Raw genomic sequence first — 22,529 nt, forward strand, 5'->3', positions numbered from 1 at the left:
CCCTCTTGCCCAACCGGTCCCTCCCCACCCGCAGGGGGGACTTCAATCGCCGCTTCGTACTTGGGAGTCACCACAGTGACCGATGTGACCGACGGCGTCCTGCACACCCTGTTCCACTCGGAGCAGGGGGGCCACGAACAAGTCGTGCTCTGCCAGGACCGCGCCTCCGGCCTGAAGGCCGTCATCGCCATCCACTCCACCGCCCTGGGCCCGGCCCTCGGCGGCACCCGTTTCTACCCGTACGCCACCGAGGAAGAGGCCGTCGCCGACGCGCTCAACCTCTCCCGCGGCATGTCGTACAAGAACGCCATGGCCGGCCTCGACCACGGTGGCGGCAAGGCCGTGATCATCGGTGACCCGGAGCAGATCAAGACGGAGGAGCTGCTGCTGGCCTACGGCCGGTTCGTGGCCTCGCTCGGCGGCCGGTACGTCACCGCCTGCGACGTCGGCACGTACGTGGCCGACATGGACGTCGTCGCCCGGGAGAACCGCTGGACCACCGGCCGCTCCCCCGAGAACGGCGGCGCCGGCGACTCCTCGGTCCTCACCGCCTTCGGTGTCTTCCAGGGCATGCGGGCCTCGGCCCAGTTCGCCTGGGGCGACCCCTCGCTGCGCGGCCGCAAGGTCGGTGTCGCGGGCGTCGGCAAGGTCGGTCACTACCTGGTCGAGCACCTCGTCGAGGACGGTGCCGAGGTCGTCGTCACCGACGTCCGCGAGGAGTCGGTGCGCCGGATCATCGAGAAGTTCCCGCAGGTCACCGTGGTCGCGGACACCGACACGCTGATCCGCATCGAGGGCCTGGACGTCTACGCCCCCTGTGCGCTCGGCGGCGCTCTCAACGACGACACCGTGCCCGTCCTCACCGCGAAGATCGTCTGCGGTGCGGCCAACAACCAGCTCGCGCACCCCGGTGTCGAGAAGGACATCGCGGACCGCGGGATCGTCTACGCCCCCGACTACGTCGTCAACGCGGGCGGGGTCATCCAGGTCGCCGACGAGCTGCACGGCTTCGACTTCGACCGGTGCAAGGCGAAGGCCTCGAAGATCTTCGACACCACTCTGGCGATATTCGCACGTGCGAAGACTGACGGGATTCCGCCGGCCGCCGCGGCCGACCGGATCGCCGAGCAGCGGATGGCGGAGGCGCGCCGCGGCTGATCTCGGCACGCCTCCCGCTTGACAGGGTCGGCCCCCCGACGTTCGCCGAAAGCGAGACATGGCTCACGCCGGTCGGCGGGTCGGCCCTCAAGAAGGAGTTAAAATCGCGGTTGACCAGCGAGGACGGGGCTCCTCGAGGGTTCTGCAGCCGGGCACGTGATGCGGGCGGCGTACCGTATGACCGCGGAAGCAGGTACCGTTGAAGCCCTACGGACCGGTCTCTCTGCGGAGAGCCCGTTCCGAATCATGAACGCGTGTCAAGACTCTGGGGCCGTCGAGCCCCGTCACCGAGGGGGTCGAGCCATGGGGCGCGGCCGGGCAAAGGCCAAGCAGACGAAGGTCGCCCGCCAGCTGAAGTACAGCAGCGGCGGGACGGACCTGGCGCGTCTGGCCAATGAGCTGGGCGCTTCGACTTCGAGCCAGCCGCCGAATGGCGAGCCGTTCGAGGACGACGACGAGGAAGACGACCCGTACGCGCAGTACGCGGATCTGTACAACGACGACGAGGACGAGGACGACGAGTCCGGTCCTGCGGCGTCACCGCGCCGCGCTTGACCTCGCGCTGATCCACATTGACCCGGTCCGGGCCCACCCGGACCGGGTTTCTGTGCTGTCCGGCCCGGGTGGGCCGGACCGCGTCAGCTCGCGTAGTCGCCGACCAGCGTCGCACCCGTGGTGTGCGCGCCACGCTCGGTGATCTCACCGGCGACCCAGGCGTCCACGCCACGGTCCGCGAGGGTGGTCAGGGCCACGTCGACCGAGTCGGCCGGGACGACGGCCATCATGCCGACGCCCATGTTCAGCGTCTTCTCCAGCTCCAGGCGCTCCACCTGACCGGCCTTGCCGACCAGGTCGAAGATCGCACCGGGGGCCCAGGTCGACCGGTCGACCGTGGCGTGCAGCTCGTCCGGGAGGACCCGGGCCAGGTTCGCGGCCAGACCGCCACCGGTGATGTGGCTGAACGCGTGCACATCGGTCGTACGGGTGAGCGCCAGGCAGTCCAGCGAGTAGATCTTGGTGGGCTCCAGGAGCTCCTCGCCGAGGGTCCGGCCGAGCTCGTCCACCTGCTGGTCGAGCGTCATGCCGGCGCGGTCGAAGACCACGTGGCGGACGAGGGAGTACCCGTTGGAGTGAAGGCCGGACGACGCCATCGCGATCACCGCGTCACCCGTACGGATACGATCCGCGCCGAGCAGCCGGTCGTACTCCACGACGCCCGTGCCGGCGCCGGCCACGTCGAAGTCGTCCGGGCCCAGCAGGCCGGGGTGCTCGGCGGTCTCGCCGCCGACCAGGGCGCAGCCGGCGAGGACGCAGCCCTCGGCGATGCCCTTGACGATGGCCGCGACCCGCTCGGGGTGGACCTTGCCGACGCAGATGTAGTCGGTCATGAACAACGGCTCGGCGCCACAGACGACGATGTCGTCCATGACCATCGCCACGAGGTCGTGGCCGATGGTGTCGTACACACCCATCTGGCGGGCGATGTCGACCTTCGTGCCGACACCGTCGGTGGCGGAGGCGAGCAGCGGACGCTCGTAGCGCTTGAGGGCGGAGGCGTCGAAGAGGCCGGCGAAACCGCCGAGGCCGCCGAGGACCTCGGGGCGCTGCGTCTTCTTCACCCACTCCTTCATCAGCTCGACGGCGCGGTCGCCCGCTTCGATGTCGACGCCCGCGCTTGCGTAGCTGGCACCAGTGGTCTGAGACATGGGTTCAGAGCTTTCGTGTCGTACTGCGGGGGGTCTTACGGGCGGCGCAGCGCGTCGGCGGCGGCCGTCGCGGCCGGGCCCGCGGCCAGCTCGGACTCCAGAAGCTGCTTGCCCAGCAGCTCGGGGTCGGGAAGCTCCATCGGGTACTCGCCGTCGAAGCAGGCGCGGCAGAGGTTCGGCTTGGCGATGGTGGTCGCCTCGATCATCCCGTCGAGGGAGATGTACGAGAGCGAGTCGGCGCCGAGGGACTTGCCGATCTCGTCGACGGTCATGCCGTTGGCGATGAGCTCCGCGCGGGTGGCGAAGTCGATGCCGAAGAAGCAGGGCCACTTCACCGGCGGGGAGGAGATCCGGATGTGGACCTCGGCGGCGCCCGCCTCACGGAGCATCCGGACCAGGGCGCGCTGGGTGTTGCCGCGGACGATCGAGTCGTCCACCACGACCAGGCGCTTGCCCTTGATGACTTCCTTGAGCGGGTTCAGCTTCAGCCGGATGCCCAGCTGGCGGATGGTCTGGGACGGCTGGATGAAGGTCCGGCCGACATAGGCGTTCTTCACCAGACCGGCGCCGAAGGGGATGCCGGAGGCCTCCGCGTAGCCGATCGCGGCCGGGGTGCCGGACTCCGGCGTCGCTATGACGAGATCGGCCTCGACCGGCGCCTCCTTGGCCAGGCGGCGGCCCATCTCCACGCGGGAGAGGTACACGTTCCGGCCGGCGATGTCCGTGTCGGGACGCGCCAGGTAGACGTACTCGAAGACACAGCCCTTGGGCTTCGCTTCCGCGAATCGAGAGGTGCGGATGCCGTTCTCGTCGATCGCGATCAGCTCGCCAGGCTCGACCTCACGGACGAAGCTGGCGCCGCAGATGTCCAGGGCGGCGGACTCGGAGGCGACCACCCAGCCGCGCTCCAGCCGGCCGAGGACCAGCGGGCGGATGCCCTGCGGGTCGCGGGCGGCGTAGAGGGTGTGCTCGTCCATGAAGACGAGGGAGAAGGCGCCCCGGACGTCGGGGAGGATCTTGGCGGCGCCCTGCTCGATGGTGAGCGGCTTGCCGTCGTCGCCGACCTGGGCGGCGAGGAGCGCCGTGAGCAGGTCGGTGTCGTTGGTGGCCGCCACGCGCGTGGTGCGGCCTTCCTGCTTCGGCAGGTCGGCGACCATCTCGGCGAGCTGCGCCGTGTTCACGAGGTTGCCGTTGTGACCGAGCGCAATCGAGCCGTGGGCCGTGGCCCGGAACGTCGGCTGCGCGTTCTCCCACACGGATGCGCCCGTGGTCGAGTAGCGGGCGTGACCGACCGCGATGTGACCCTGGAGGGAACCGAGAGAGGTCTCGTCGAAGACCTGGGACACAAGGCCCATGTCCTTGAAGACGAGGATCTGGGAGCCGTTGCTGACCGCGATTCCCGCGGATTCCTGGCCCCGATGCTGGAGGGCGTAGAGCCCGAAGTACGTGAGCTTTGCGACCTCTTCCCCCGGAGCCCAGACACCAAAGACGCCGCAAGCGTCCTGGGGGCCCTTCTCGCCGGGAAGCAGATCGTGATTGAGTCGACCGTCACCACGTGGCACGCCACCGAGTGTAGGCGAGATCGACCACTGGTCCGAATTGGGGATGGGGCCGGGGCGCACGGGGAGCGCGTGGAGGGATCCACCTGGCGCGCGGCGCGCTCAGGGGTGACCCGACCCGCCCGGAAAGCGTATGCGCAGGTCAGTACGGTGCGAGGGGCCGACCGCGGCGGTGCGGGGAGCCTGCTCGGCGGGTGTGACGCAGTTCGCAGCACCGGCTTCGGACGGGCGGCGTCCGGTGGGCGAAACTCCTTTGACAGTGGCCGGGCGGGTGGGCTCGCGCAGCTCTCGGTGACCTCGCGGTCACGCTGGTGGACCGGCGGGCGCCCGGGAACAGGCGGACGCGGGGCTGCTTCCGTGCCCCGCCCGATCGCTCCCGTACGCCCCCGGTTCACCGCCTGCCGGTCACGTACGCGGTTGCTTACTTACGGGCCGGGGCGGCCGTGGCCGTCAGGCCCTTGCCGTTCTCGCCGGTGAGGGTGAGCGTCCTGCCCTCCACCCTGTACGTGATCTTGCCCTGGAGCACCTGCCCGACCGCGCTCTCCAGCTCGCCCCGGGGGCCCTGGCACAGCATCCGGGTGGTGGCGAGCCGTCCGACGGTCAGGGTCGTGGCGTCCTTCTTGGCGGTCGCGTTGAAGCTGTTGCAGCCGAGGTTGCCGCGGATCGATCCGTCCGCGCCGAGGGTGAAGTGGGCCTTGCCCTCCGTACCGGCGGGGACGGAGGAGACGGTGTCGCCGGAGGTGAGGGAGTCCACCTTCCAGCTCGTGCCCTCCAGCGGGGCCGGCGGCTCGGGCGGCCGGGCGGTCAGAGCGATGGTGGTGCCCTCCTTGCCGGTCAGGGTGAGCTTCCCGTCGGTGAGCTTGGCCTTGAGCGTGCCGGTGAAGGCCTTGCCCAGGGCCGCTTCGAAGGCCTGGAGGTCCGCCGGGCAGCCGATCTCCGTGGTCTCGCCGGGGGTGACCGTGAGGCTGTCGCCGCCGATGGCGACGTCGGCCCGGAACTGGTTGCAGCCGCTGGAGCCCTTGGCCTCGCCCTTCGTCCCGTCCTTGGCGGCCCCCTTGGTCGCGATCTCGACATGGGCGCCGCTCGGCGCGGCGGTCTTCCGGCCGTCGACGGTGACGCTTTCGACGGTCCAGTCGGTGCCGGTGACGGGCAGCGGGGTGGTGACGGTTCCGCTCCCGGAACCGGTCTGCGTGCCACAGGCGGTGAGGAGCCCGAGGAGGGCCACGGCGGCGAGGGCGGTGCTGTGCGGCTTCTGCATACCGGTGGGACGGGGCATCCCGGAGGACGGTTCCGTTCTTCCTGCCCCGGTCGCGTCCCTCTGGCCCGGGCTCAGCCCAGGATCGGCAGCACGCCCGACAGATCCGCCCGTTCACCGCTCGCCGAGACCTGCGCCGCGTCGAGCGCCTCGGCCCAGGTCGTACGGCCGGTCGCCAGCCGGATCCAGGTCAGCGGATCGGTCTCGACGACGTTCGGCGGGGTGCCCCGGGTGTGCCGCGGCCCCTCGACGCACTGCACGACCGCGTACGGCGGGATCCGCACCTCGACCGCGCCACCCGGCGCCTTCACCGCGAGCGCGTCCACGAGCAGCCGCGCACAGGCCGCGAGCGCCTGCTTGTCGTACGGCACACCGATCCCGGTCGCGTCGTTCAAGTCGTCCGTGTGGACGGTCAGTTCGACGGTCCGTGTGACCAGGAAGTCGGCGAACCGCATCCCGCCGAAACGCATGGCGACGAGCCGGTCGTCGGCCGTCTGGGGGACGCGTTCGGTGTAGAGCGCCTCGGCGCGCGCGTACAGCTCGGCCAACTCGGCGCTCTGAGCAAAGGACTTGGTCTGGTCGTCGACCGTGTCCGCCGCCGTGACCGTGGCGAACGGCCAGTCCAGCAGCGCGACTTCCTGCTTCGCGGCCTCCGGCTCGCCGAGGTAGCGGCCGACCAGACCGGTCACCATCGCGATGTGCGCGGCGAGCTCCCGTACGGTCCAGTCCCCGAGCCGCGTCGGCCCGTCGAGCTGCTCGGGCGTGAGCCTGAGCACGCCGTCCCGTACGTGCCTGAACTGGGCGAGCACGGCGTCCCGGATCTTCGCGGAGTCGTAGCTGCGGGTGCGCTTCTTGGCCGGTGGCATAGGGGCGAGGGTAGTCGGAGACTGGAGGGAAGGGGTCAGCATTTCTACGCGCACGAGAGGGGTCGAGCAGTCATGGCCGAGCACCCTGACGCCGCCCTGGTCCGCAGGGGTTTCGAAGCGTGGACCCGAGGAGACATGGACACCGTCGGCTCCCTGATGACGGCGGACTGTACGCATCACCAGCCTGGCGAGAGCCAGATCTCCGGGCACTTCAAGGGCCGGGACAACGTCATCGGCATGTACCGCAAGCAGTTCGAGCTCACCGGCGGCAAGATGCGGGTCGAGCTGGACAGCATCTCCGTGGACGGCCGCGGCCACGCCGTGGCGGCGAACAAGTTCTTCGCCGAGAAGGGCGACCGCGGCATCGAGATGAAGGGCGCGCTCGTCTTCACCATCGTCGGCGGGAAGATCTCCGACATCGACGAGTGCGTCGAGGACATCGACGAGTCCGACGCCTTCTGGGGAAAGGGCTAGGAGCCCTCAGACCCGCTCGGGCGCCGGCACCGTGAACGGCTCCCCGCCGGCCGGCACTCCGACGCCGCGCCAGCGGAAGGGAACGCCGCGTGCCGTGTTCAGGTCGGGCCCGTCCATCAGCTGGAAGTGCAGGTGCGGCTCGGTCGAGTTGCCGGAGTTCCCGCAGCGGGCCAGTACCTGCCCGGCCGTGACCCGGTCGCCCGCGCGGACGGTGAGCGAGCCGCGCCGCAGATGCGCGTACATGGCGTACGTACCGCCGCCGAGGTCCAGGACGAGGTGGTTGCCGGTGATCCGGCGCGCGCCGGTGAGGCCGCGCACATCGCTCTCGATCAGCATCAGATAGAGCAGCCCGAGCAGGGAGTTGCGGCTGAGATGGTCGCGCTGCCGGTCCTCGGCGTGTACGACGGTCGCGTCGGCGACCGCGTACAGCGGGGCATCGAAGGCGGGGAAGGCGCTGTTGCGCCGGGCGAGCGGCCACAGCCAGCGGAACCCGGGGCGTTCGACGCCTTCCGGCTCGGCCACGGCGTCGATCGCGTACGTCTGCCCGAACTGATGGGTGCCGTGGCTGGGCACCTTGTCGGCCGGGCTGTTCATCGCCAGCCAGCGGCCCGCCATCGGCGGATCGACCTCGACCGGCTCCGGTATGTCCCCCGCCGCGCGGCGCGGCGCCGTGCGGGCCAGCGCGACCTGGAGGCCGATGGCGGCCACGAGCGTCCCCAGCACGAACCAGTGCCGGTAGGGCACCTCCACGAAGAACGACAGGACGAACTGGCCCACGAAGGCCGCCAGCAGCAGCCGGACGAGCACAGCGCCGCATATCCGTACGGTCATGTCTCTTCTCCCCCTGAACAACACGTGAATGACGAATGTGGACGAGCACGCTGGACTACGGCTGGGCGGCCGTCAGCACCACGAGCAGCGGCACGGCCCGGGTCCCCGGGACCTCGTAGCGGCCCCGCCCGGTCGTGTGCAGCCAGCCGGCCGCGGTGAGCTGGCGCAGGTGGTGGTAGATCTGGCCGGTCGTGCCGATCTCCGCGAGCTCGGCCAGCTCGGCCGCCGTCCGCAGCCCGCCGAGGATCTCCCGCAGCAGCCGCAGCCGTACGGGATGGCCGAGCGCGGCGAGGGAGTCGGTGACCTCGGACCAGTCCCCGGCGAACAGGTCCTCGGTGAGGGCGCCGTACTGCCAGTCGTACCGCTCCCCGGTGGGCAGCCGTACGGCTCCGGTGAACAGGACGCCGCCGTCGGCCGCCCCGGCCTCGGCGAGCTGCGCCTTCAGTCCTTCGAGGGCCCAGAAGTCACCCTCGTCCATCCTCGGCGCGGGGCGCGGGGCGCCCTCAAGTGCCGCGATGCGCCGCTCCAGCTCGGCGACGCGCTCCTCAAGCTCCATGGCTAGAGATTACGTACTTACGTAATTACGTGCAACCCCAGCATGAAGAAGCCCCCGGCCGGAGGTGAATCCGGACGGGGGCTCCCGTCATGCGTCTGTCAGGTCATGCCTCGATCAGGCGAGCAGACCCGGGATCGTCGCCTCGTGCGCCGTACGCAGCTCCTCCAGCGAGATGCTGAACGCGCCCTGCACCTCGACCTCGGCACCGTCCACGACACCGATCCGGGTCGCGGGCAGGCCCCGCGCTCCGCACATGTCGGTGAAGCGGAGCTCCTCGCTGCGCGGCACGGCCACGACCGCACGGCCCGCCGACTCGCTGAACAGGAAGGTGAACGCGTCCAGACCGTCGGGGACCACGAGCCGCGCGCCCTTGCCGCCCCGCAGGCACGACTCGACGACCGCCTGCACGAGACCGCCGTCGGACAGGTCGTGCGCCGCGTCGATCATGCCGTCACGGGAGGCCGAGATCAGGATCTCGCCGAGCAGCTTCTCCCGGTCGAGGTCCACGGCCGGCGGCAGACCGCCCAGGTGCTGGTGGACCACCTCGGACCAGGCCGAGCCGCCGAACTCCTCACGCGTGTCGCCGAGCAGGTAGAGGAGCTGGCCCTCTTCCGCGAAGGCGATCGGCGTACGGCGGTTCACGTCGTCGATCACACCGAGCACCGCCACCACGGGGGTGGGGTGGATGGCGATGTCGCCCGTCTGGTTGTAGAGGGAGACATTGCCGCCGGTCACCGGCGTGCCGAGCTGGAAGCAGCCGTCCGCAAGACCACGGGTGGCCTCGGCGAACTGCCACATCACCGCCGGGTCCTCGGGCGAGCCGAAGTTCAGGCAGTCCGAGATGGCGAGCGGCCTGGCACCGGAGGCGGCGACATTGCGGTACGCCTCCGCCAGCGCGAGCTGCGCGCCGGTGTACGGGTCGAGCTTCGCGTACCGGCCGTTGCCGTCGGTCGCCATGGCGACGCCCAGATTCGACTCCTCGTCGATCCGGACCATGCCCGCGTCCTCGGGCTGCGCGAGGACGGTGTTGCCCTGCACGAACCGGTCGTACTGGTCGGTGATCCAGGCCTTGGAGGCCTGGTTCGGGTGCGCGACCAGCTGGAGGACCTGCGCACGCAGCTCCTCGGGGGAGGCCGGCCGGGGCAGCTTGCCCGCGTCGTCCGCCTGGAGCGCGTCCTGCCACTCGGGGCGCGCGTACGGCCGGTGGTAGACCGGGCCCTCGTGCGCGACCGTGCGCGGCGGCACGTCGACGATCTGCTCGCCGTGCCAGAAGATCTCCAGCCGCTCGCCGTCGGTCACCTCACCGATGACGGTGGCGATGACGTCCCACTTCTCGCAGATCTCCATGAACCGGTCGACGTACTCCGGCGCGACGATCGCGCACATGCGCTCCTGCGACTCGCTCATGAGGATCTCCTCGGGCGAGAGCGTCGCGTCACGCAGCGGCACGGTGTCCAGCTCGACCCGCATACCGCCCGAGCCGGCCGAGGCCAGCTCGCTGGTCGCGCAGGACAGGCCCGCGCCACCGAGGTCCTGGATGCCCGCGACCAGCTTCTCCTTGAAGATCTCGAGCGTGCACTCGATGAGGAGCTTCTCCTGGAACGGGTCGCCGACCTGGACCGCCGGGCGCTTCGTCGGCTTCGTGTCGTCGAAGGTCTCGGAGGCCAGGACGGACACGCCGCCGATGCCGTCGCCGCCGGTACGGGCGCCGTACAGGATGACCTTGTTGCCGGGGCCGGAGGCCTTCGCGAGGTGGATGTCCTCGTGCTTCATCACGCCGATGCAGCCGGCGTTGACCAGCGGGTTGCCCTGGTAGCAGGAGTCGAAGACGACCTCGCCGCCGATGTTGGGCAGCCCCAGGCAGTTGCCGTAGCCGCCGATGCCGGCGACGACGCCCGGCAGGACACGCCGGGTGTCGGGGTGGTCGGCCGCGCCGAAGCGCAGCGGGTCGACGACCGCGACCGGGCGGGCACCCATGGCGAGGATGTCGCGGACGATGCCGCCGACGCCGGTGGCCGCGCCTTGGTAGGGCTCGATGTACGAGGGGTGGTTGTGCGACTCGACCTTGAAGGTGACCGCGTACCCCTGGCCGACGTCCACGACGCCCGCGTTCTCGCCGATGCCGACGAGCATGGCGTCGTTCTCGGGGGTCTTCTCGCCGAACTGCTTCAGATGGACCTTGCTGCTCTTGTAGGAGCAGTGCTCGGACCACATCACGGAGTACATGGCGAGCTCGGCGCCGGTGGGACGGCGGCCGAGGATCTCGCGGATCCGCGCGTACTCGTCCTCCTTGAGGCCGAGCTCCTTCCAGGGCTGCTCGACGTCCGGAGTCTCAGTCGCGTGCTTGACGGTATCGAGGGTCATCAGGCGTTGACCAGCTTCTTGAGGATCGAGGTGAAGAAACCGAGGCCGTCGGTGCCGCCCGTGCCGATCAGCGGCTCCACGGCGTGCTCCGGGTGCGGCATGAGCCCCACGACGTTCCCGGCGGCGTTGGTGATGCCCGCGATGTCACGCAGCGAGCCGTTCGGGTTGACGTCGAGGTAGCGGAAGGCGACGCGGCCCTCCGCCTCCAGCTCGTCGAGCGTGCGCTCGTCGGCGACGTACCGCCCGTCCATGTTCTTCAGCGGTACGGAGATCTCCTGGCCGGCCGTGTAGTCGGCGGTCCAGGAGGTCTGCGCGTTCTCCACCCGCAGCTTCTGGTCACGGCAGATGAAGTGCAGGTGGTTGTTGCGCAGCATCGCGCCCGGCAGCAGATGGGCCTCGGTGAGGATCTGGAAGCCGTTGCAGATGCCGAGGACGGGCATGCCCGCCTTCGCCTGCTCGATGATCGTCTCCATCACCGGCGAGAAGCGGGAGATGGCTCCGGCCCGCAGATAGTCGCCGTAGGAGAAGCCGCCGGCGAGGACCACCGCGTCGACCTGGTGGAGGTCCTTGTCGCGGTGCCACAGCGAGACGGGCTCGGCGCCCGCGACGCGGACGGCGCGCAGTGCGTCCCGGTCGTCGAGCGTGCCGGGGAAGGTGACGACTCCGATACGAGTGGTCACGACTCCACCTTCACGACGAAGTCCTCGATGACGGTGTTGGCGAGGAACGTTTCGGCCATCTCATGGATGCGGGCGAGGGCGGCGTCATCGACCGGTCCCTCCACCTCCAGCTCGAAGCGCTTTCCCTGACGGACGTCGGCGATCCCCTGGAAACCCAGGCGGGGCAGTGCGCGCTGCACCGCCTGGCCCTGCGGGTCGAGGATCTCCGGCTTGAGCATGACGTCGACTACGACGCGTGCCACTGGCACTCCCGGTGGTGTGTTGCGTGGGCGGTTCCCTCAGCGTACCTGTCTCCAAAATCTACGCGAGTAGATAACTGGAGGACCCTACAAAGGCGCCTGGGAAAAATCCCGGTGAAATATCGCGCCGCCCATTGCAGTGAGCGGGACACGCTGATGCAATTGGCGGAGCTTCGCAATGCGCCGCCAACCGCTGTACAAATGAATGCAGAGGAATGCCGAGGAACGCCGCATTGCCCCTCAACAGCCGGAAACCCGGTATCGCCGCACGTCAGACGCGCACCACGGCGAGTCTGACCCGGCGAGCCGCAGGAAAGGACCGATATCCGTGGCGCAGCGCGTAGTGGTCACACTCTTCGACGACATCGACGGCGGAGAAGCGGCGGAAACGGTCACGTTCGGCCTTGACGGGAAGGCGTACGAGATCGACCTGAATCCCGCCAATGCAAAGAAACTCCGCAAGGCACTGGCCCCTTACATGGCGGCCGGGCGAAAGCAGAGCACCGGCGGCGGGCCCGGCCGGGCGGGCCGCACGGCCAAGGCACCCAAGGAGCGCACCTTCACCTCCCTCGAACCGGATCCGGCCGCCGTCCGTGCCTGGGCACAGTCCCACAAGATGGACGTCCCGGCCCGTGGCCGCATCCCCAAGCGGGTCTACGAGGCGTTCCGCCAGGCCAGTTGAGCCGGGCCCCTGACCCTCCGTCGGCCGTCGATTTGCCATGCACCCCCGCTGATCCGCTAGAGTCTGGATCACGCCGAAGGGCACGGCCGAAAGGCCAGGTCCGACGCAGCGTGCGGGTGTAGTTCAGTAGTAGAACATCCCCCTTCCAGGGGGAAGGCGCAGTGTGCAATTCCTGTCACCCGCTCTGCATCGCTTACCGACCTCCTCAATGGATCAGGTACAGTGGTGTTCGCACCGCACAACAGCGGGGCACATGCGGACGTGGCTCAGTTGGTAGAGCATCACCTTGCCAAGGTGAGGGTCGCGAGTTCGAATCTCGTCGTCCGCTCAGAGAACGAAGGCCCCGGTCATCACGACCGGGGCCTTCGTCGTGTTCCCGTCGAAACCGACGGGGCGCCGATGACATTTGTCATCAGCGGCGATGACAGCACGCACTGACCCGCCGCCGCCCCGCGCGGAACGCTTGACGCATGACAGATGTGATCGAGGCCGACGGGCTGCGCCGGACCTACGCCGGCGGGTTCGAGGCCGTGAGCGGCCTCACCTTCACCGTGCCCCAGGGCGAGATCTTCGCCCTGCTCGGCACCAACGGCGCCGGGAAGACCTCCACGGTCGAGCTCCTCGAAGGCCTCGCCCGGCCGAGCGGCGGCGCCGTACGGGTGCTGGGCCGTGATCCGTACCGGGATCGGGCCGCCGTACGGCCCCGGATCGGGATCATGCTCCAGGAGGGCGGCTTCCCGTCCGATCTGACCGTGGCCGAAACCATACGCATGTGGGCGGGCTGCACCACCGGAGCCCGGCCGACCGGGGAGGCCCTGGAACTGGTCGGCCTCACGGCCCGGCAGAGCGTCCGCGTCAGCCAGCTCTCCGGAGGTGAGCGGCGGCGCCTCGACCTCGCCCTCGCCCTGCTCGGCGGCCCCGAGGTGCTCTTCCTCGACGAACCGACCACCGGCTTGGACGCGGAGGGCCGGCGCGACACCTGGGAGCTGGTCCGCGCACTGCGCGACGGCGGCACGACCGTCCTGCTGACCACCCACCACCTGGAGGAGGCCGAGGCGCTCGCCGACCGGCTGGCGATCATGCACCAGGGCCGGATCGTCACCCACGGCACGCCGGCCGAGGTCACCGCCTCCCGGCCCGCCCGGATCCGGTTCGCCCTCCCCCAGACGGTCTCCCCGGCCCGGCTGCCGCTCGAACTGCGAGCTGCGACGGACGGCCGCCAGGTGGAGATCCGTACCCACGAACTCCAGGACACGCTCGGCGCCCTGCTCGCCTGGGCGCGGGAGACGGACGTACGGCTCGAAGGGCTCGACGCCCGCTCGGCCTCCCTCGAAGAGGCCTTCCTCGACATCGCGCGCTCGCAGCGGCACGAAACGGTAGGTGTGTGACATGGCGGCGAACACGACCGCGCACTTGGGCACCCTGGGGCGGGCCGAGCTGACCCTGCTCGTACGGAACCGGACGGCGCTCTTCGTCGCGCTGCTGATGCCGCTGATGATGGTCCTGGTGATCAGGTCCTCCCTGGACGAGGTCGATCTGGGCGCGGCGGGCATGAGCGTCCTCGAAGCGGCGCTGACCGGCGGCATCGGCATGGTGCTGCTGATGGTCGTCCACACCAACCTCGTCTCGGCGTACGTGGCCCGGCGCGAGGGCCTCGTCCTCAAGCGGCTGCGCACCGGCGAGCCCTCGGACCGGGAGATCCTCACCGGGATCGCCCTGCCGTCCCTGGCCCTCGCCCTCGCCCAGTGCGCGCTGCTGGTGGCCGGGGGCGCGGCCCTGCTGGACGTACGGGCGCCGCAGCGGCCCGAGCTGCTCGTCGCCGGGGTGCTGCTCGGCCTGGTGTTGATGACGGCCCTCGCCGCGGCGACCTCCGCCGTCACCCGCAGCGTCGACAGCGCGCAGCTCACCACCCTGCCGATGTTCCTGATCTCGGCGATGGGCTCCGGGCTCTTCGTACCCCTTCAGGTCTTCCCCGAGCGGATCGCTTCGGTCTGCGAACTGCTGCCGCTGAGCGGCGTGATGAGGCTCGTACGGGCCGGCTGGCTCGGCGGCGGGGACACCAAGGAGCTCCTGGGCGCGGCGCTCACCGCGCTGGCCTGGACGGTGATCTCGGTGTTTGCTGTCCAGCGGTGGTTCCGCTGGGAGCCGCGACGCTGACCGGGGGAGCGTACGTGCGGGTGAAGGGCTGGAGCCGCCGCAGCGGCCTGGCGAAGGTGGACCTCTACACGCGGGTCACCGTGTACTTCCTGCTGTGGTCGTCCGTCTTCGTCCTCGTCATGGGGGAGCTGACCCCGGACGTCCGCGGCGGACCGCCCGTCCTGGCCGTGGCCGCGCCCCTGCTCGCGGTCGTCAACGGAGCGCTGTGCCACCGCTTCACGCGGCAGGCGATGGACACCTATCTGGGCCTCGGCGTCACCGACCGGCGCGCGGCGCTCCTCGCCGGGGCGGCCACCGCGGCGAGCACCGTCTGCGTGCTCGTCCTGGCCGGGCTCGCCGATCTGACCGGCATGGTGCCGATGATGCTCAGCTCCGCGCTGATGCCGCTCGTCTGCGGCCACTGCCTGCTCGTCCGCGGCCGGATCAGCGTCCTGCACCAGGCGATCGCCCTGACCGCCGTCGGGGCGCTGCTGCCGCTGACCGGCCGGGGCACCCTCGAAGCGGTCCTCGCCACCCTGACCACCGGCATGGTCACCGGCTGGCTCGCCGTCACCGTCCGGATCTCGCTGTGGGTGCTCAACGTGATGCTGGAGCTGCGGGCCGCCCGGGACACCCAGGCCCGGCTCGCCGTCGCCGAGGAACGGCTGCGGTTCGGCCGTGACATGCACGACGTCCTCGGCCGGAACCTCGCGGTGATCGCCCTCAAGAGCGAGCTGGCCGTCCAGCTCGCCCGGCGCGGCCGCCCCGAGGCCGTCGACCAGATGACCGAGGTCCAGCGGATCGCCCAGGAGTCCCAGCGGGAGGTCCGCGACGTCGTCCGGGGCTACCGCGAGGCCGATCTGCGGGTGGAACTCGAAGGCGCCCGGGGCGTGCTGGAGGCGGCGGGCATCGACTGCGCCGTCGAGGCCCAGAACCCCGAACTGCCTCCGGGGATCCTCTCGACCCTGGGCTGGGTGGTCCGGGAGAGCACCACCAACGTGCTGCGGCACGGTGACGCGCGGCGGTGCACGATCTCGCTGGCCGAGGAGGCCGGGGGCGTACGGCTGACCGTGGAGAACGACGGCGTGCGGGGCAGTCGGATGGGGCGCGGCACGGGCCTCGCCGGGCTGCGGGAACGCCTGGCGGCCGTCGGCGGCACGCTGGACGCGGCCCCCGGCCCCGACGGCACCTTCCGCGTGACGGCCCGGATCCCACGCCCCGCCGACACGACCGACCCGGACCGGACCCCGCGCCCTGCCCACCTCACCGACATGGACCGGACCCCGCGCCCCGCCCGCCCCGCCGACATGGACCGGATCCCGCGCCCCGCCCGCCCCGCCGACATGGAGGAGACCGAGTGACGGCCGTACGTGTCCTGCTCGCCGACGACGAGCATCTGATCCGGGGTGCGCTCGCCGCGCTCCTCGCCCTGGAGGACGATCTCGTCGTGGTCGCCGAGGCGGCCTCGGGCGCGGAGGCGCTCGCGATGGCCCGCGCCCACCGGCCGGACGTCGCCGTGCTCGATCTGCAGATGCCCGGCGGCCTCGACGGTGTGAAGGTCGCCACATCTCTGCGGGACGAACTTCCCTCCTGCCGGACCATGATCGTGACGAGTCACGGCCGTCCCGGCCACCTCAAGCGGGCCCTGTCGGCCGGAGTGCGGGGCTTCGTCCCGAAGACCGTCAGCGCCCAGCGGCTCGCCGAGATCATCCGGGCCGTGCACGCCGGAAACCGATACGTGGACCCGGAGTTGGCGGCCGACGCGATCTCCGCGGGGGACTCCCCGCTGACCGCCCGGGAGGCCGAGGTGCTGGAGTTCGCGGCCGACGGAGCACCCATCGCGGAGATCGCCGAGCGGGCCTCGCTCTCCCCGGGGACGGTCCGGAACTACCTCTCCTCGGCGGCCGCGAAGCTCGGCGCGGAGAACCGGCACACGGCGGTGCGTCTCGCGCGGGAGCGAGGTTGGGTATAGTGGTCTCCGCGCTACGGCGCATGCGGACGTGGCTCAGTTGGTAGAGCATCACCTTGCCAAGGTGAGGGTCGCGAGTTCGAATCTCGTCGTCCGCTCCATGAAAGAAGCCCCCGGTCGATCCGACCGGGGGCTTCTTCGTGTCCTAGTGCCAGCGGCTGCCGGTGAGCAGCTCGTACGCCTCCAGGTACTTGCCGCGGGTCGCGTCCACCACGTCCTGCGGGAGGGCCGGCGGCGGCTGCTCGCTCTTGCGGTCCCAGCCGGACGCCGGGGAGGTCAGCCAGTCCCGGACGAACTGCTTGTCGTACGACGGCTGGGCGTGGCCCGGCTCCCAGGTGGCGGCGGGCCAGAAGCGGGAGGAGTCCGGGGTCAGGACCTCGTCCGCGATGATCAGCCGCTCACCGGACTCGGTGGCCTCGAAGCCGAACTCGAACTTGGTGTCGGCGAGGATGATGCCCCGGTCACGGGCGATGTCCCGGGCCCGGCTGTAGACGGCGAGGGTGCTCTGGCGCAGGTGGGCGGCGGTCTCCGCACCGACCTGGCGGGCCACCTCCTCGTACGGCACGTTCTCGTCGTGGTCGCCGACCGCGGCCTTGGTGGCCGGGGTGAAGATCGGCGCGGGGAGCTCGGAGCCGTCGGTGAGCCCCTCGGGGAGGGCGAGCCCGCAGACCGTCCGGGTCTGCTGGTACTCGACGAGGCCGGAGCCGGTGAGGTAGCCGCGGGCGACGCACTCGACCGGGACCATCCGCAGGGACTTGCAGATGAGGGTGCGGCCTGCCCAGTCGGCGGGAGCGCCGGGCGGGAGGTCGGTGGAGAGCACGTGGTTGGGCACGAGATCGGCGAGCTGGTCGAACCACCACAGCGACAGCTGGGTGAGGACCCGGCCCTTGTCGGGGATCTCGGTCGGCAGCACCCAGTCGTACGCGGAGATCCGGTCGCTGGCGACCATCACCAGGTCGCCGGCCTCGTTCCGATAGAGGTCACGCACCTTGCCCGTGTGGAGGTGGGTCAGGCCCGGGACCTGAAGCGGCTCGGGCTTTTCTACGAATCCGGACACGGTTCCTCCGCGTAGGTTGATCCAGGAGCGTCTCCGATTCTCTCGCACGCGGGCCGAGCCGGCCGGACCGGGGGCCGGGGGTGTCCCTGGGCCCGTCAGTCGCGCTTGCAGATGCGGTCGAGGAGATTGGCCGTAGCGCGCTGGATCCGGGTGTCGACATGGCCCGGCCGGTCCAGCGCCGGCGACCAGGCGAACGTCCCGGAGGCGAAGACCAGCGCCCCGGACGGAGCCCGGTAGACGGACGTCTCCTGGTGGCGCACGGCGCCCTCGCCGTCGCGGTAGGGCGAGTGGGCCAGCAGGATGCGGCCCTGGTGCTCGGGGAGCGCGGTGCGCGGGAAGTACCGGTCCGCCTCGCCCGCGACCAGGCCGGCGATCTCGTCGCCCTCCCCGGCGCCGGTGGCCTCCCAGAGCCAGTGCTCCGCGTTCCGTACGACCATGGGGTGCGGCTCGGGGACCCGGCCCGCGTACTGGATGCCGAGCAGCTGCTGCTCGGCCCGGTCGACCTCCCGCCACAGGGCGGGGCGGCCGGGGCCGCGGCGTTTTCGGCAGGTCAGCAGCCGGTCGGGGACGCCCGAGGGGGACGGTCCGAGCTCGACCTGCCAGTACATGGTGTTGGCGGAGAGGAAGACCAGGGACGTGCCGTTGTCCCGGGCGGACTCGACGGTCCGGCGCATCGGGACCGACCAGTATTCGTCGTGGCCAGGGAAGACCAGGCCGCGGTAGCGGGTCGGGTCGATCCGGCCCGCGTGCAGATCGCGGGCGTCGGCGTAGGCGAGGTCGTAGCCGTACCGCTCCGCCCAGCGGATGAAGTCGTAGGCGTGGCCGACGTGGAGCGGAAGTCCCGCGCCCGCGTAGGGGCGGTCGAAGGAGACCGTGGTGGCGGCGTCCCGCTCGCCGAGGAGCCGGCCCTCCTCGTCCCAGGCGTGGTAGAGGCTGGCGCCGGTCCGGCCGTCCTCCGGGTAGAGGTTGTACGCCTGCCAGGTGATGTCGGGCAGGAGCAGCAGCAGATCCGCGGGGTGCTCGTCGCGGACGGTGAAGGGGATGTGGGAGCGGTAGCCGTCCACGGTGGTGAGGACCGCGACGTACGCGCCGATCGACCAGTACGACGGGATCTGCAGCCGCCAGGAGAGCCACCAGTGGTGGCAGGAGACCGTGCGGTCGGCGGTGAGCGGGGGCGGCTGGACGATGCCGGAGAGCCGCGGACTCGTGATGATCTTGCAGGCGCCGTCGCCGCCGTAGTGCCCGATGCGATAGATGTCGACCGAGAACTGCTGCGGCGGGTCCACGGTGATGTGGAAGTCGATCGACTCACCGGGGGCGACCGCGCCGTCCGAGACGAACCCTTTGATCTGACGGCGGACGTCGTCGGCGGTGCGCGGGCCGCCGCTGCCGCCGCGGGCGAGCTTCTGGTCGGCGTACCAGGGCACGACCTGCCCGGTGTCGTCGAAGTAGTGCTCGCTGCCGCGCAGCCAGGGCAGCGGGCCCTGACCGAAGGGGTCCGTGACGGCGTGGGCCAGGGCCCCTGACTCCCATCGCCGGATCTGCTCCGCCCCCATGGCGCCCCTCCCTCGACTCCCCCGTGGTTTCTGGCGGTCCTGCACTTCCGTAGCGCTCCCCAGCACATCACATAACGCACGCACTCCGTCACCGTTCGTCGTTAATTGACGAGAACGGAACTTTTGATTCCGTTTGGCGGGGTGGGGGGTGGGGTGGGGTGAGGGCGGCCGGGCGGTGCCCTGCCGGTCGTCAGACCAGCCGGACGGGCTTCTCGGCGCGGACCCCGATCTCCGTGAGCCAGCTCCGCAGCGGCTCCGGGTCGGCGTCCTCGATCAGGGTCAGCACACGACCGGTCAGATCCGTGCGACGCGCGCCGCCGACCAGCAGAGCGGGCCCGTCGAGCCAGTCCAGACCGGGCGCGGCGCCCGCGGTGTCGACGGCGGCGCAGCACACCATCGCGGTCACATGGTCGGCAAGCAGCTCACGGCCGCTGCGGGGCGGCTGGAGCGGGAACAGCGGCAGCGGGTCGGTGCCGAAGATGTACGGGCCGTCCGGGTCGCCCTGGACCATGGCCGGGCCGTGCCCCTGGCGCTCCACCGGCGGCCGCGATGCCTCCTCGCGGGCCACCTCGGCGCTGATCCGGGCGGCGAGGGCCTCCCCGGCGTCGCCGCCGTGCGCGGCGGCCAGGTGGTCCATCACCCGGGCGAGCGTAGGACCGCCGGAACTCCGGCCGAGGCCGGCGGCGGGGGCGTCGCCGAGTCGGTCGAGGACGCGGTGGAGCCGGGCGGCGTCCGTACGCCACTTACGGTCCACGACCTCCTCCGGATAGCGCTGCCAGTCGACCGGAGACCAGTCGGGGCCCGCCTCGGCCGGGCCGCCGTGGAAGAGGCGGGCCGCGAGCAGGGACGTGGCCTCGTCGACCGCGCCGGGCTCTTCGAGCAGATCGCAGGCGGGCCGCTCACCCAGCCGGGACGCGAACCCCTCGGCCAGCCGGTCCCGCCGCGACAGCTCGGTCAGCGCGGAGACCACGCCCGCGTCCAGCCGCGAGGGCCAGCGGCCCATCCGCCACGCGGGCAGAGCGACCCGGGTCAGCAGCCGGTCCCAGCCGGCGTAGGCGAGGCCCACCTGCTCCTGCGCGACGATCCGCAGACCGTAGTCCACAGCCTGTGCGCGCTCGGACCCGGCCGCGGCGACCCCCCGCTCCATCTCGGCCGCGTGCCCGCGGCAGCCCCGCAGCAGGATCGCGGCGACCCAGCCGGTGAACCGGGCGCCCAGCCGCCGTACGGGATCGAGGTCCGGCCGGGCGGGCACGGCGACCGCGGCGTCGAGGCCCCGTACGAAACGGCGGGCCGCGGCTATGTCGGGGTGCGCGGAGGGACCCGTACCGGCGACGACCGGCGCGAGCACCGCCCGCAGCTCGCCGACCCGCATCCACCACAGGAAGGGCGAGCCGATGACCAGCACGGGAGCGTCGGCGCCGCCGCCCCCCGGCACCGGACCGGAGCGGGTCGCCGGGTGTGTGCGGTCCTCCAGCCAGCTGTCGCAGTCGGGCGTCAGGGCTATCGCGGAGGGCGCGGGGACATCGAGCCGGTCCGCCAGGTCCCGCACCATCCGATACAGATCCGGGGCGGACTTCTCGGCGATCTCGACCGTCGGAGTGACGGCCGGCCCCGACCGGGCGATCACCGCGGCGACGGCCGCGGCGGCCAGCAGCACCACGACGGCCAGCGCGGTCACCACCCAGCGGACGGTGTCCAAGACCTCGCCGCCGATCCGGCCCGTGACACCGCCGACCAGGAGCACGACGGCCACGGCAGCGGGCAGCACGGCGAGGACGGTCGCCCTGCTGCGGACGCGCAGCACGGCCAGAGCCCGGGCACGCGCGGCACGCGCGCCCAGCTCCTCCCCCATACCGGGGTCCGAACCTGAACCGGACACGGCCTGACGTCACCCCCTCTTGCCCTGCGGCGGACAGCCTGCGGCGGGATTGCTCACTCCCCCACTGTGGCACCCGCCACTGACATCGCAATGCCGGTGGGCCAAGTGCCGGAATGCCTGCGCCGCACCCTAGTTGGGGGTTCGGCGGCCGTCATCCGGATGGCCGAGTCGTCACTCGATGGAATGGCTATGGGTAAAGGTGGTGACGCCGTGCGAACTCTGTGCCCCATGCGGCTCCTGGGGCGTCAGGGCTGGTCGCGGGGCCTCAGGCTCGGGCCGGGGCCGCAGGCCCGAGGGGGTCAGCCTCCGGCGGCCTTGAGCGCGATGTCCGTACGGTGCTGGGAGCCGTCGAGCCGGATCCGGGACACCGCCGTGTACGCCCGCTCGCGGGCCTGTGCCAGGTCCTTGCCGGTCGCGGTGACCGACAGGACACGGCCGCCGGCGCTCACGACCGCGTCGCCGTCCTTCTTCGTACCGGCGTGCAGGACGTACGCGTGGGGCGCGTCCTCGGCCGCGACCTCGTCCAGGCCCTCGATCGGGTCGCCGGTGCGGGGGGTGGCGGGGTAGTTGTGCGAGGCGACGACGACCGTGACGGCCGCCTCGTCACGCCAGTTGAGCGGCGGCTCGTTGTCGAGCGTGCCGTTCGCGGCGTTGAGCAGGACGCTCGCCAGCGGCGTCTTCAGCCGGGCCAGCACGACCTGCGTCTCGGGGTCGCCGAAGCGGGCGTTGAACTCGATGACCCGTACGCCCCGGCTCGTGATCGCCAGGCCCGCGTACAGCAGCCCGGAGAACGGCGTGCCGCGGCGGCGCAGTTCGTCGACGGTGGGCTGGAGGACCGTCGCCATGACCTCGTCGACCAGCTTCGGGTCGGCCCACGGCAGCGGCGAATAGGCGCCCATGCCACCGGTGTTGGGGCCCTCGTCGCCGTCGAGGGCGCGCTTGAAGTCCTGGGCGGGGGTGAGCGGCAGCACGGTCGAGCCGTCGGTGATCGCGAAGAGGGAGACCTCGGGGCCGTCCAGGTACTCCTCGATGACCACGCGGCCGCAGGCGAGCGCGTGCTCGCGGGCGACGTCCAGATCGTCGGTGACGACGACGCCCTTGCCGGCGGCGAGACCGTCGTCCTTGACCACGTACGGCGCGCCGAAGGCGTCGAGGGCCTCGTCGATCTCGGCGGGGGTGGTGCAGACGTAGGAGCGGGCGGTCGGGACGTTGGCCGCGGCCATCACGTCCTTGGCGAAGGCCTTGGAGCCTTCGAGCAGCGCCGCTTCCTGCGACGGGCCGAAGCAGGGGATGCCGGCGGCGCGCACGGCGTCGGCGACCCCGGCGACGAGCGGCGCCTCCGGGCCGACGACGACCAGGTCGGCCTGGAGCTCGCCGGCCAGGCGGGCCACGGCGCCGCCGTCGAGCGCATCCACCGGATGCAGCTCGGCGACCTCCGCGATTCCGGCGTTGCCGGGCGCGCAGTGCAGAGCGGTGACGTCGGGATCGAGGGAGAGAGAGCGGCACAGGGCATGTTCGCGGGCGCCGCCGCCGATGACGAGGACCTTCACGCCAGCCAGGGT

General features: G+C 71.2%; 21 protein-coding genes and 3 tRNA genes. 11 read left to right on the forward strand and 13 right to left on the reverse strand.

The genetic code is table 11. The features are described from left to right. The first annotated feature begins 60 nt into the window (after positions 1-60). The gene (locus tag ACZ7LT_RS14595; RefSeq protein ID WP_471236391.1) at positions 61-1,158 is read left to right on the forward strand and encodes a Leu/Phe/Val dehydrogenase; all 1,098 of its coding nucleotides are present in this window, start codon (positions 61-63) and stop codon (positions 1,156-1,158) included. A 303-nt stretch (positions 1,159-1,461) separates the two neighbouring features. Continuing rightward, the gene (locus ACZ7LT_RS14600) at positions 1,462-1,713 is read left to right on the forward strand and encodes a DUF3073 domain-containing protein (protein ID WP_471236392.1); all 252 of its coding nucleotides are present in this window, start codon (positions 1,462-1,464) and stop codon (positions 1,711-1,713) included. A gap of 83 nt (positions 1,714-1,796) precedes the next feature. Here the strand turns inward: ACZ7LT_RS14600 and purM are convergent, their stop codons facing one another. The 4 genes from purM to ACZ7LT_RS14620 all read right to left on the reverse strand — a co-directional run bounded on the left by purM (position 1,797) and on the right by ACZ7LT_RS14620 (position 6,544). Next, the gene (gene purM, locus ACZ7LT_RS14605) at positions 1,797-2,864 is read right to left on the reverse strand and encodes a phosphoribosylformylglycinamidine cyclo-ligase (RefSeq protein ID WP_471236393.1); all 1,068 of its coding nucleotides are present in this window, start codon (positions 2,862-2,864) and stop codon (positions 1,797-1,799) included. Between the two features lie 35 nt (positions 2,865-2,899). Continuing rightward, on the reverse strand, positions 2,900-4,426 hold the full coding sequence (gene purF / locus ACZ7LT_RS14610; RefSeq protein ID WP_471236394.1) for an amidophosphoribosyltransferase: 1,527 nt from the start codon (positions 4,424-4,426) through the stop codon (positions 2,900-2,902). Positions 4,427-4,844: 418 nt separating this feature from the next. Continuing rightward, positions 4,845-5,699, reverse strand: a complete 855-nt coding sequence (locus tag ACZ7LT_RS14615) for an META domain-containing protein (RefSeq protein ID WP_471236395.1) — start codon at positions 5,697-5,699, stop codon at positions 4,845-4,847. 53 nt (positions 5,700-5,752) lie between these two features. Continuing rightward, the gene (locus ACZ7LT_RS14620) at positions 5,753-6,544 is read right to left on the reverse strand and encodes a maleylpyruvate isomerase family mycothiol-dependent enzyme (RefSeq protein ID WP_471236396.1); all 792 of its coding nucleotides are present in this window, start codon (positions 6,542-6,544) and stop codon (positions 5,753-5,755) included. A gap of 72 nt (positions 6,545-6,616) precedes the next feature. Here ACZ7LT_RS14620 and ACZ7LT_RS14625 point away from each other — a divergent pair, with 72 nt between their 5' ends. Then, positions 6,617-7,018 (forward strand): nuclear transport factor 2 family protein, encoded by a 402-nt coding sequence (locus ACZ7LT_RS14625; protein ID WP_471236397.1) that lies wholly within the window; start codon positions 6,617-6,619, stop codon positions 7,016-7,018. A gap of 6 nt (positions 7,019-7,024) precedes the next feature. On the opposite strand, the gene ACZ7LT_RS14630 is transcribed toward ACZ7LT_RS14625, so the two are convergent. The 5 genes from ACZ7LT_RS14630 to purS form a co-directional block, all read right to left on the reverse strand. Then, positions 7,025-7,849, reverse strand: coding sequence for a M23 family metallopeptidase (locus ACZ7LT_RS14630; RefSeq protein WP_471236398.1), 825 nt, complete (start codon positions 7,847-7,849; stop codon positions 7,025-7,027). A 55-nt stretch (positions 7,850-7,904) separates the two neighbouring features. Further along, the gene (locus ACZ7LT_RS14635) at positions 7,905-8,405 is read right to left on the reverse strand and encodes an ArsR/SmtB family transcription factor (RefSeq protein WP_471236399.1); all 501 of its coding nucleotides are present in this window, start codon (positions 8,403-8,405) and stop codon (positions 7,905-7,907) included. A 114-nt stretch (positions 8,406-8,519) separates the two neighbouring features. Further along, entirely contained in the window at positions 8,520-10,769 is a 2,250-nt protein-coding gene (purL, locus tag ACZ7LT_RS14640) for a phosphoribosylformylglycinamidine synthase subunit PurL (RefSeq protein ID WP_471236400.1), read from the reverse strand. Continuing rightward, complete coding sequence (gene purQ / locus ACZ7LT_RS14645) at positions 10,769-11,449, reverse strand: phosphoribosylformylglycinamidine synthase subunit PurQ (RefSeq protein WP_471236401.1); 681 nt, start codon at positions 11,447-11,449, stop codon at positions 10,769-10,771. The genes purL and purQ overlap by 1 nt, the downstream gene beginning before the upstream one ends. Beyond that, positions 11,446-11,691, reverse strand: a complete 246-nt coding sequence (purS, locus tag ACZ7LT_RS14650) for a phosphoribosylformylglycinamidine synthase subunit PurS (RefSeq protein ID WP_471236402.1) — start codon at positions 11,689-11,691, stop codon at positions 11,446-11,448. The genes purQ and purS overlap by 4 nt, the downstream gene beginning before the upstream one ends. A 325-nt stretch (positions 11,692-12,016) precedes the next feature. Here purS and ACZ7LT_RS14655 point away from each other — a divergent pair, with 325 nt between their 5' ends. The 8 genes from ACZ7LT_RS14655 (at position 12,017) to ACZ7LT_RS14690 (ending at position 16,576) form a co-directional block, all read left to right on the forward strand. Continuing rightward, entirely contained in the window at positions 12,017-12,370 is a 354-nt protein-coding gene (locus tag ACZ7LT_RS14655) for a histone-like nucleoid-structuring protein Lsr2 (RefSeq protein WP_471236403.1), read from the forward strand. Positions 12,371-12,482: 112 nt separating this feature from the next. After that, positions 12,483-12,554, forward strand: a tRNA-Gly gene (locus ACZ7LT_RS14660). A 71-nt stretch (positions 12,555-12,625) separates the two neighbouring features. Further along, positions 12,626-12,698 (forward strand) — tRNA-Gly (locus ACZ7LT_RS14665). 142 nt (positions 12,699-12,840) lie between these two features. Further along, positions 12,841-13,758 (forward strand): ABC transporter ATP-binding protein, encoded by a 918-nt coding sequence (locus ACZ7LT_RS14670; protein WP_471236404.1) that lies wholly within the window; start codon positions 12,841-12,843, stop codon positions 13,756-13,758. Between the two features lies 1 nt (position 13,759). Then, a complete protein-coding gene (locus ACZ7LT_RS14675; protein WP_471236405.1) occupies positions 13,760-14,527 on the forward strand; it encodes an ABC transporter permease in 768 nt (255 codons plus the stop codon). 14 nt (positions 14,528-14,541) lie between these two features. After that, the gene (locus ACZ7LT_RS14680) at positions 14,542-15,867 is read left to right on the forward strand and encodes a sensor histidine kinase (protein WP_471236406.1); all 1,326 of its coding nucleotides are present in this window, start codon (positions 14,542-14,544) and stop codon (positions 15,865-15,867) included. After that, positions 15,864-16,478 carry a response regulator gene (locus tag ACZ7LT_RS14685; protein ID WP_471236407.1) on the forward strand — a complete coding sequence of 205 codons (615 nt, stop codon included), beginning with the start codon at positions 15,864-15,866 and terminating at the stop codon, positions 16,476-16,478. The genes ACZ7LT_RS14680 and ACZ7LT_RS14685 overlap by 4 nt, the downstream gene beginning before the upstream one ends. Before the next feature lie 22 nt (positions 16,479-16,500). Next, a tRNA-Gly gene (locus tag ACZ7LT_RS14690) sits at positions 16,501-16,576 on the forward strand. 44 nt (positions 16,577-16,620) lie between these two features. Here ACZ7LT_RS14690 and ACZ7LT_RS14695 read toward each other — a convergent pair. From ACZ7LT_RS14695 to purD, 4 genes are all read right to left on the reverse strand, one after another. Further along, the gene (locus ACZ7LT_RS14695) at positions 16,621-17,532 is read right to left on the reverse strand and encodes a phosphoribosylaminoimidazolesuccinocarboxamide synthase (protein ID WP_471236408.1); all 912 of its coding nucleotides are present in this window, start codon (positions 17,530-17,532) and stop codon (positions 16,621-16,623) included. 95 nt (positions 17,533-17,627) lie between these two features. Beyond that, on the reverse strand, positions 17,628-19,088 hold the full coding sequence (locus tag ACZ7LT_RS14700; RefSeq protein ID WP_471236409.1) for a N,N-dimethylformamidase beta subunit family domain-containing protein: 1,461 nt from the start codon (positions 19,086-19,088) through the stop codon (positions 17,628-17,630). A 190-nt stretch (positions 19,089-19,278) separates the two neighbouring features. Continuing rightward, complete coding sequence (locus ACZ7LT_RS14705) at positions 19,279-20,940, reverse strand: M48 family metalloprotease (RefSeq protein WP_471236410.1); 1,662 nt, start codon at positions 20,938-20,940, stop codon at positions 19,279-19,281. Between the two features lie 326 nt (positions 20,941-21,266). Next, positions 21,267-22,517 (reverse strand): phosphoribosylamine--glycine ligase, encoded by a 1,251-nt coding sequence (gene purD, locus ACZ7LT_RS14710; RefSeq protein WP_471236411.1) that lies wholly within the window; start codon positions 22,515-22,517, stop codon positions 21,267-21,269. Between the last annotated feature and the right edge of the window lie 12 nt (positions 22,518-22,529).

This window comes from Streptomyces sp. NPDC039465, from assembly GCF_055639315.1.

What these genes read in the sequence shown, in the direction of transcription:
- ACZ7LT_RS14600 (WP_471236392.1), top strand. Translation starts at nt 1,462, where the DNA reads ATGGGGCGCGGCCGGGCAAAGGCCAAGCAGACGAAGGTCGCCCGCCAG.
- purM (WP_471236393.1), bottom strand. Translation starts at nt 2,864, where the DNA reads ATGTCTCAGACCACTGGTGCCAGCTACGCAAGCGCGGGCGTCGACATC.
- ACZ7LT_RS14615 (WP_471236395.1), bottom strand. Translation starts at nt 5,699, where the DNA reads ATGCCCCGTCCCACCGGTATGCAGAAGCCGCACAGCACCGCCCTCGCC.
- ACZ7LT_RS14620 (WP_471236396.1), bottom strand. Translation starts at nt 6,544, where the DNA reads ATGCCACCGGCCAAGAAGCGCACCCGCAGCTACGACTCCGCGAAGATC.
- ACZ7LT_RS14625 (WP_471236397.1), top strand. Translation starts at nt 6,617, where the DNA reads ATGGCCGAGCACCCTGACGCCGCCCTGGTCCGCAGGGGTTTCGAAGCG.
- ACZ7LT_RS14630 (WP_471236398.1), bottom strand. Translation starts at nt 7,849, where the DNA reads ATGACCGTACGGATATGCGGCGCTGTGCTCGTCCGGCTGCTGCTGGCG.
- ACZ7LT_RS14635 (WP_471236399.1), bottom strand. Translation starts at nt 8,405, where the DNA reads ATGGAGCTTGAGGAGCGCGTCGCCGAGCTGGAGCGGCGCATCGCGGCA.
- purL (WP_471236400.1), bottom strand. Translation starts at nt 10,769, where the DNA reads ATGACCCTCGATACCGTCAAGCACGCGACTGAGACTCCGGACGTCGAG.
- ACZ7LT_RS14670 (WP_471236404.1), top strand. Translation starts at nt 12,841, where the DNA reads ATGACAGATGTGATCGAGGCCGACGGGCTGCGCCGGACCTACGCCGGC.
- ACZ7LT_RS14675 (WP_471236405.1), top strand. Translation starts at nt 13,760, where the DNA reads ATGGCGGCGAACACGACCGCGCACTTGGGCACCCTGGGGCGGGCCGAG.
- ACZ7LT_RS14700 (WP_471236409.1), bottom strand. Translation starts at nt 19,088, where the DNA reads ATGGGGGCGGAGCAGATCCGGCGATGGGAGTCAGGGGCCCTGGCCCAC.
- ACZ7LT_RS14705 (WP_471236410.1), bottom strand. Translation starts at nt 20,940, where the DNA reads ATGGGGGAGGAGCTGGGCGCGCGTGCCGCGCGTGCCCGGGCTCTGGCC.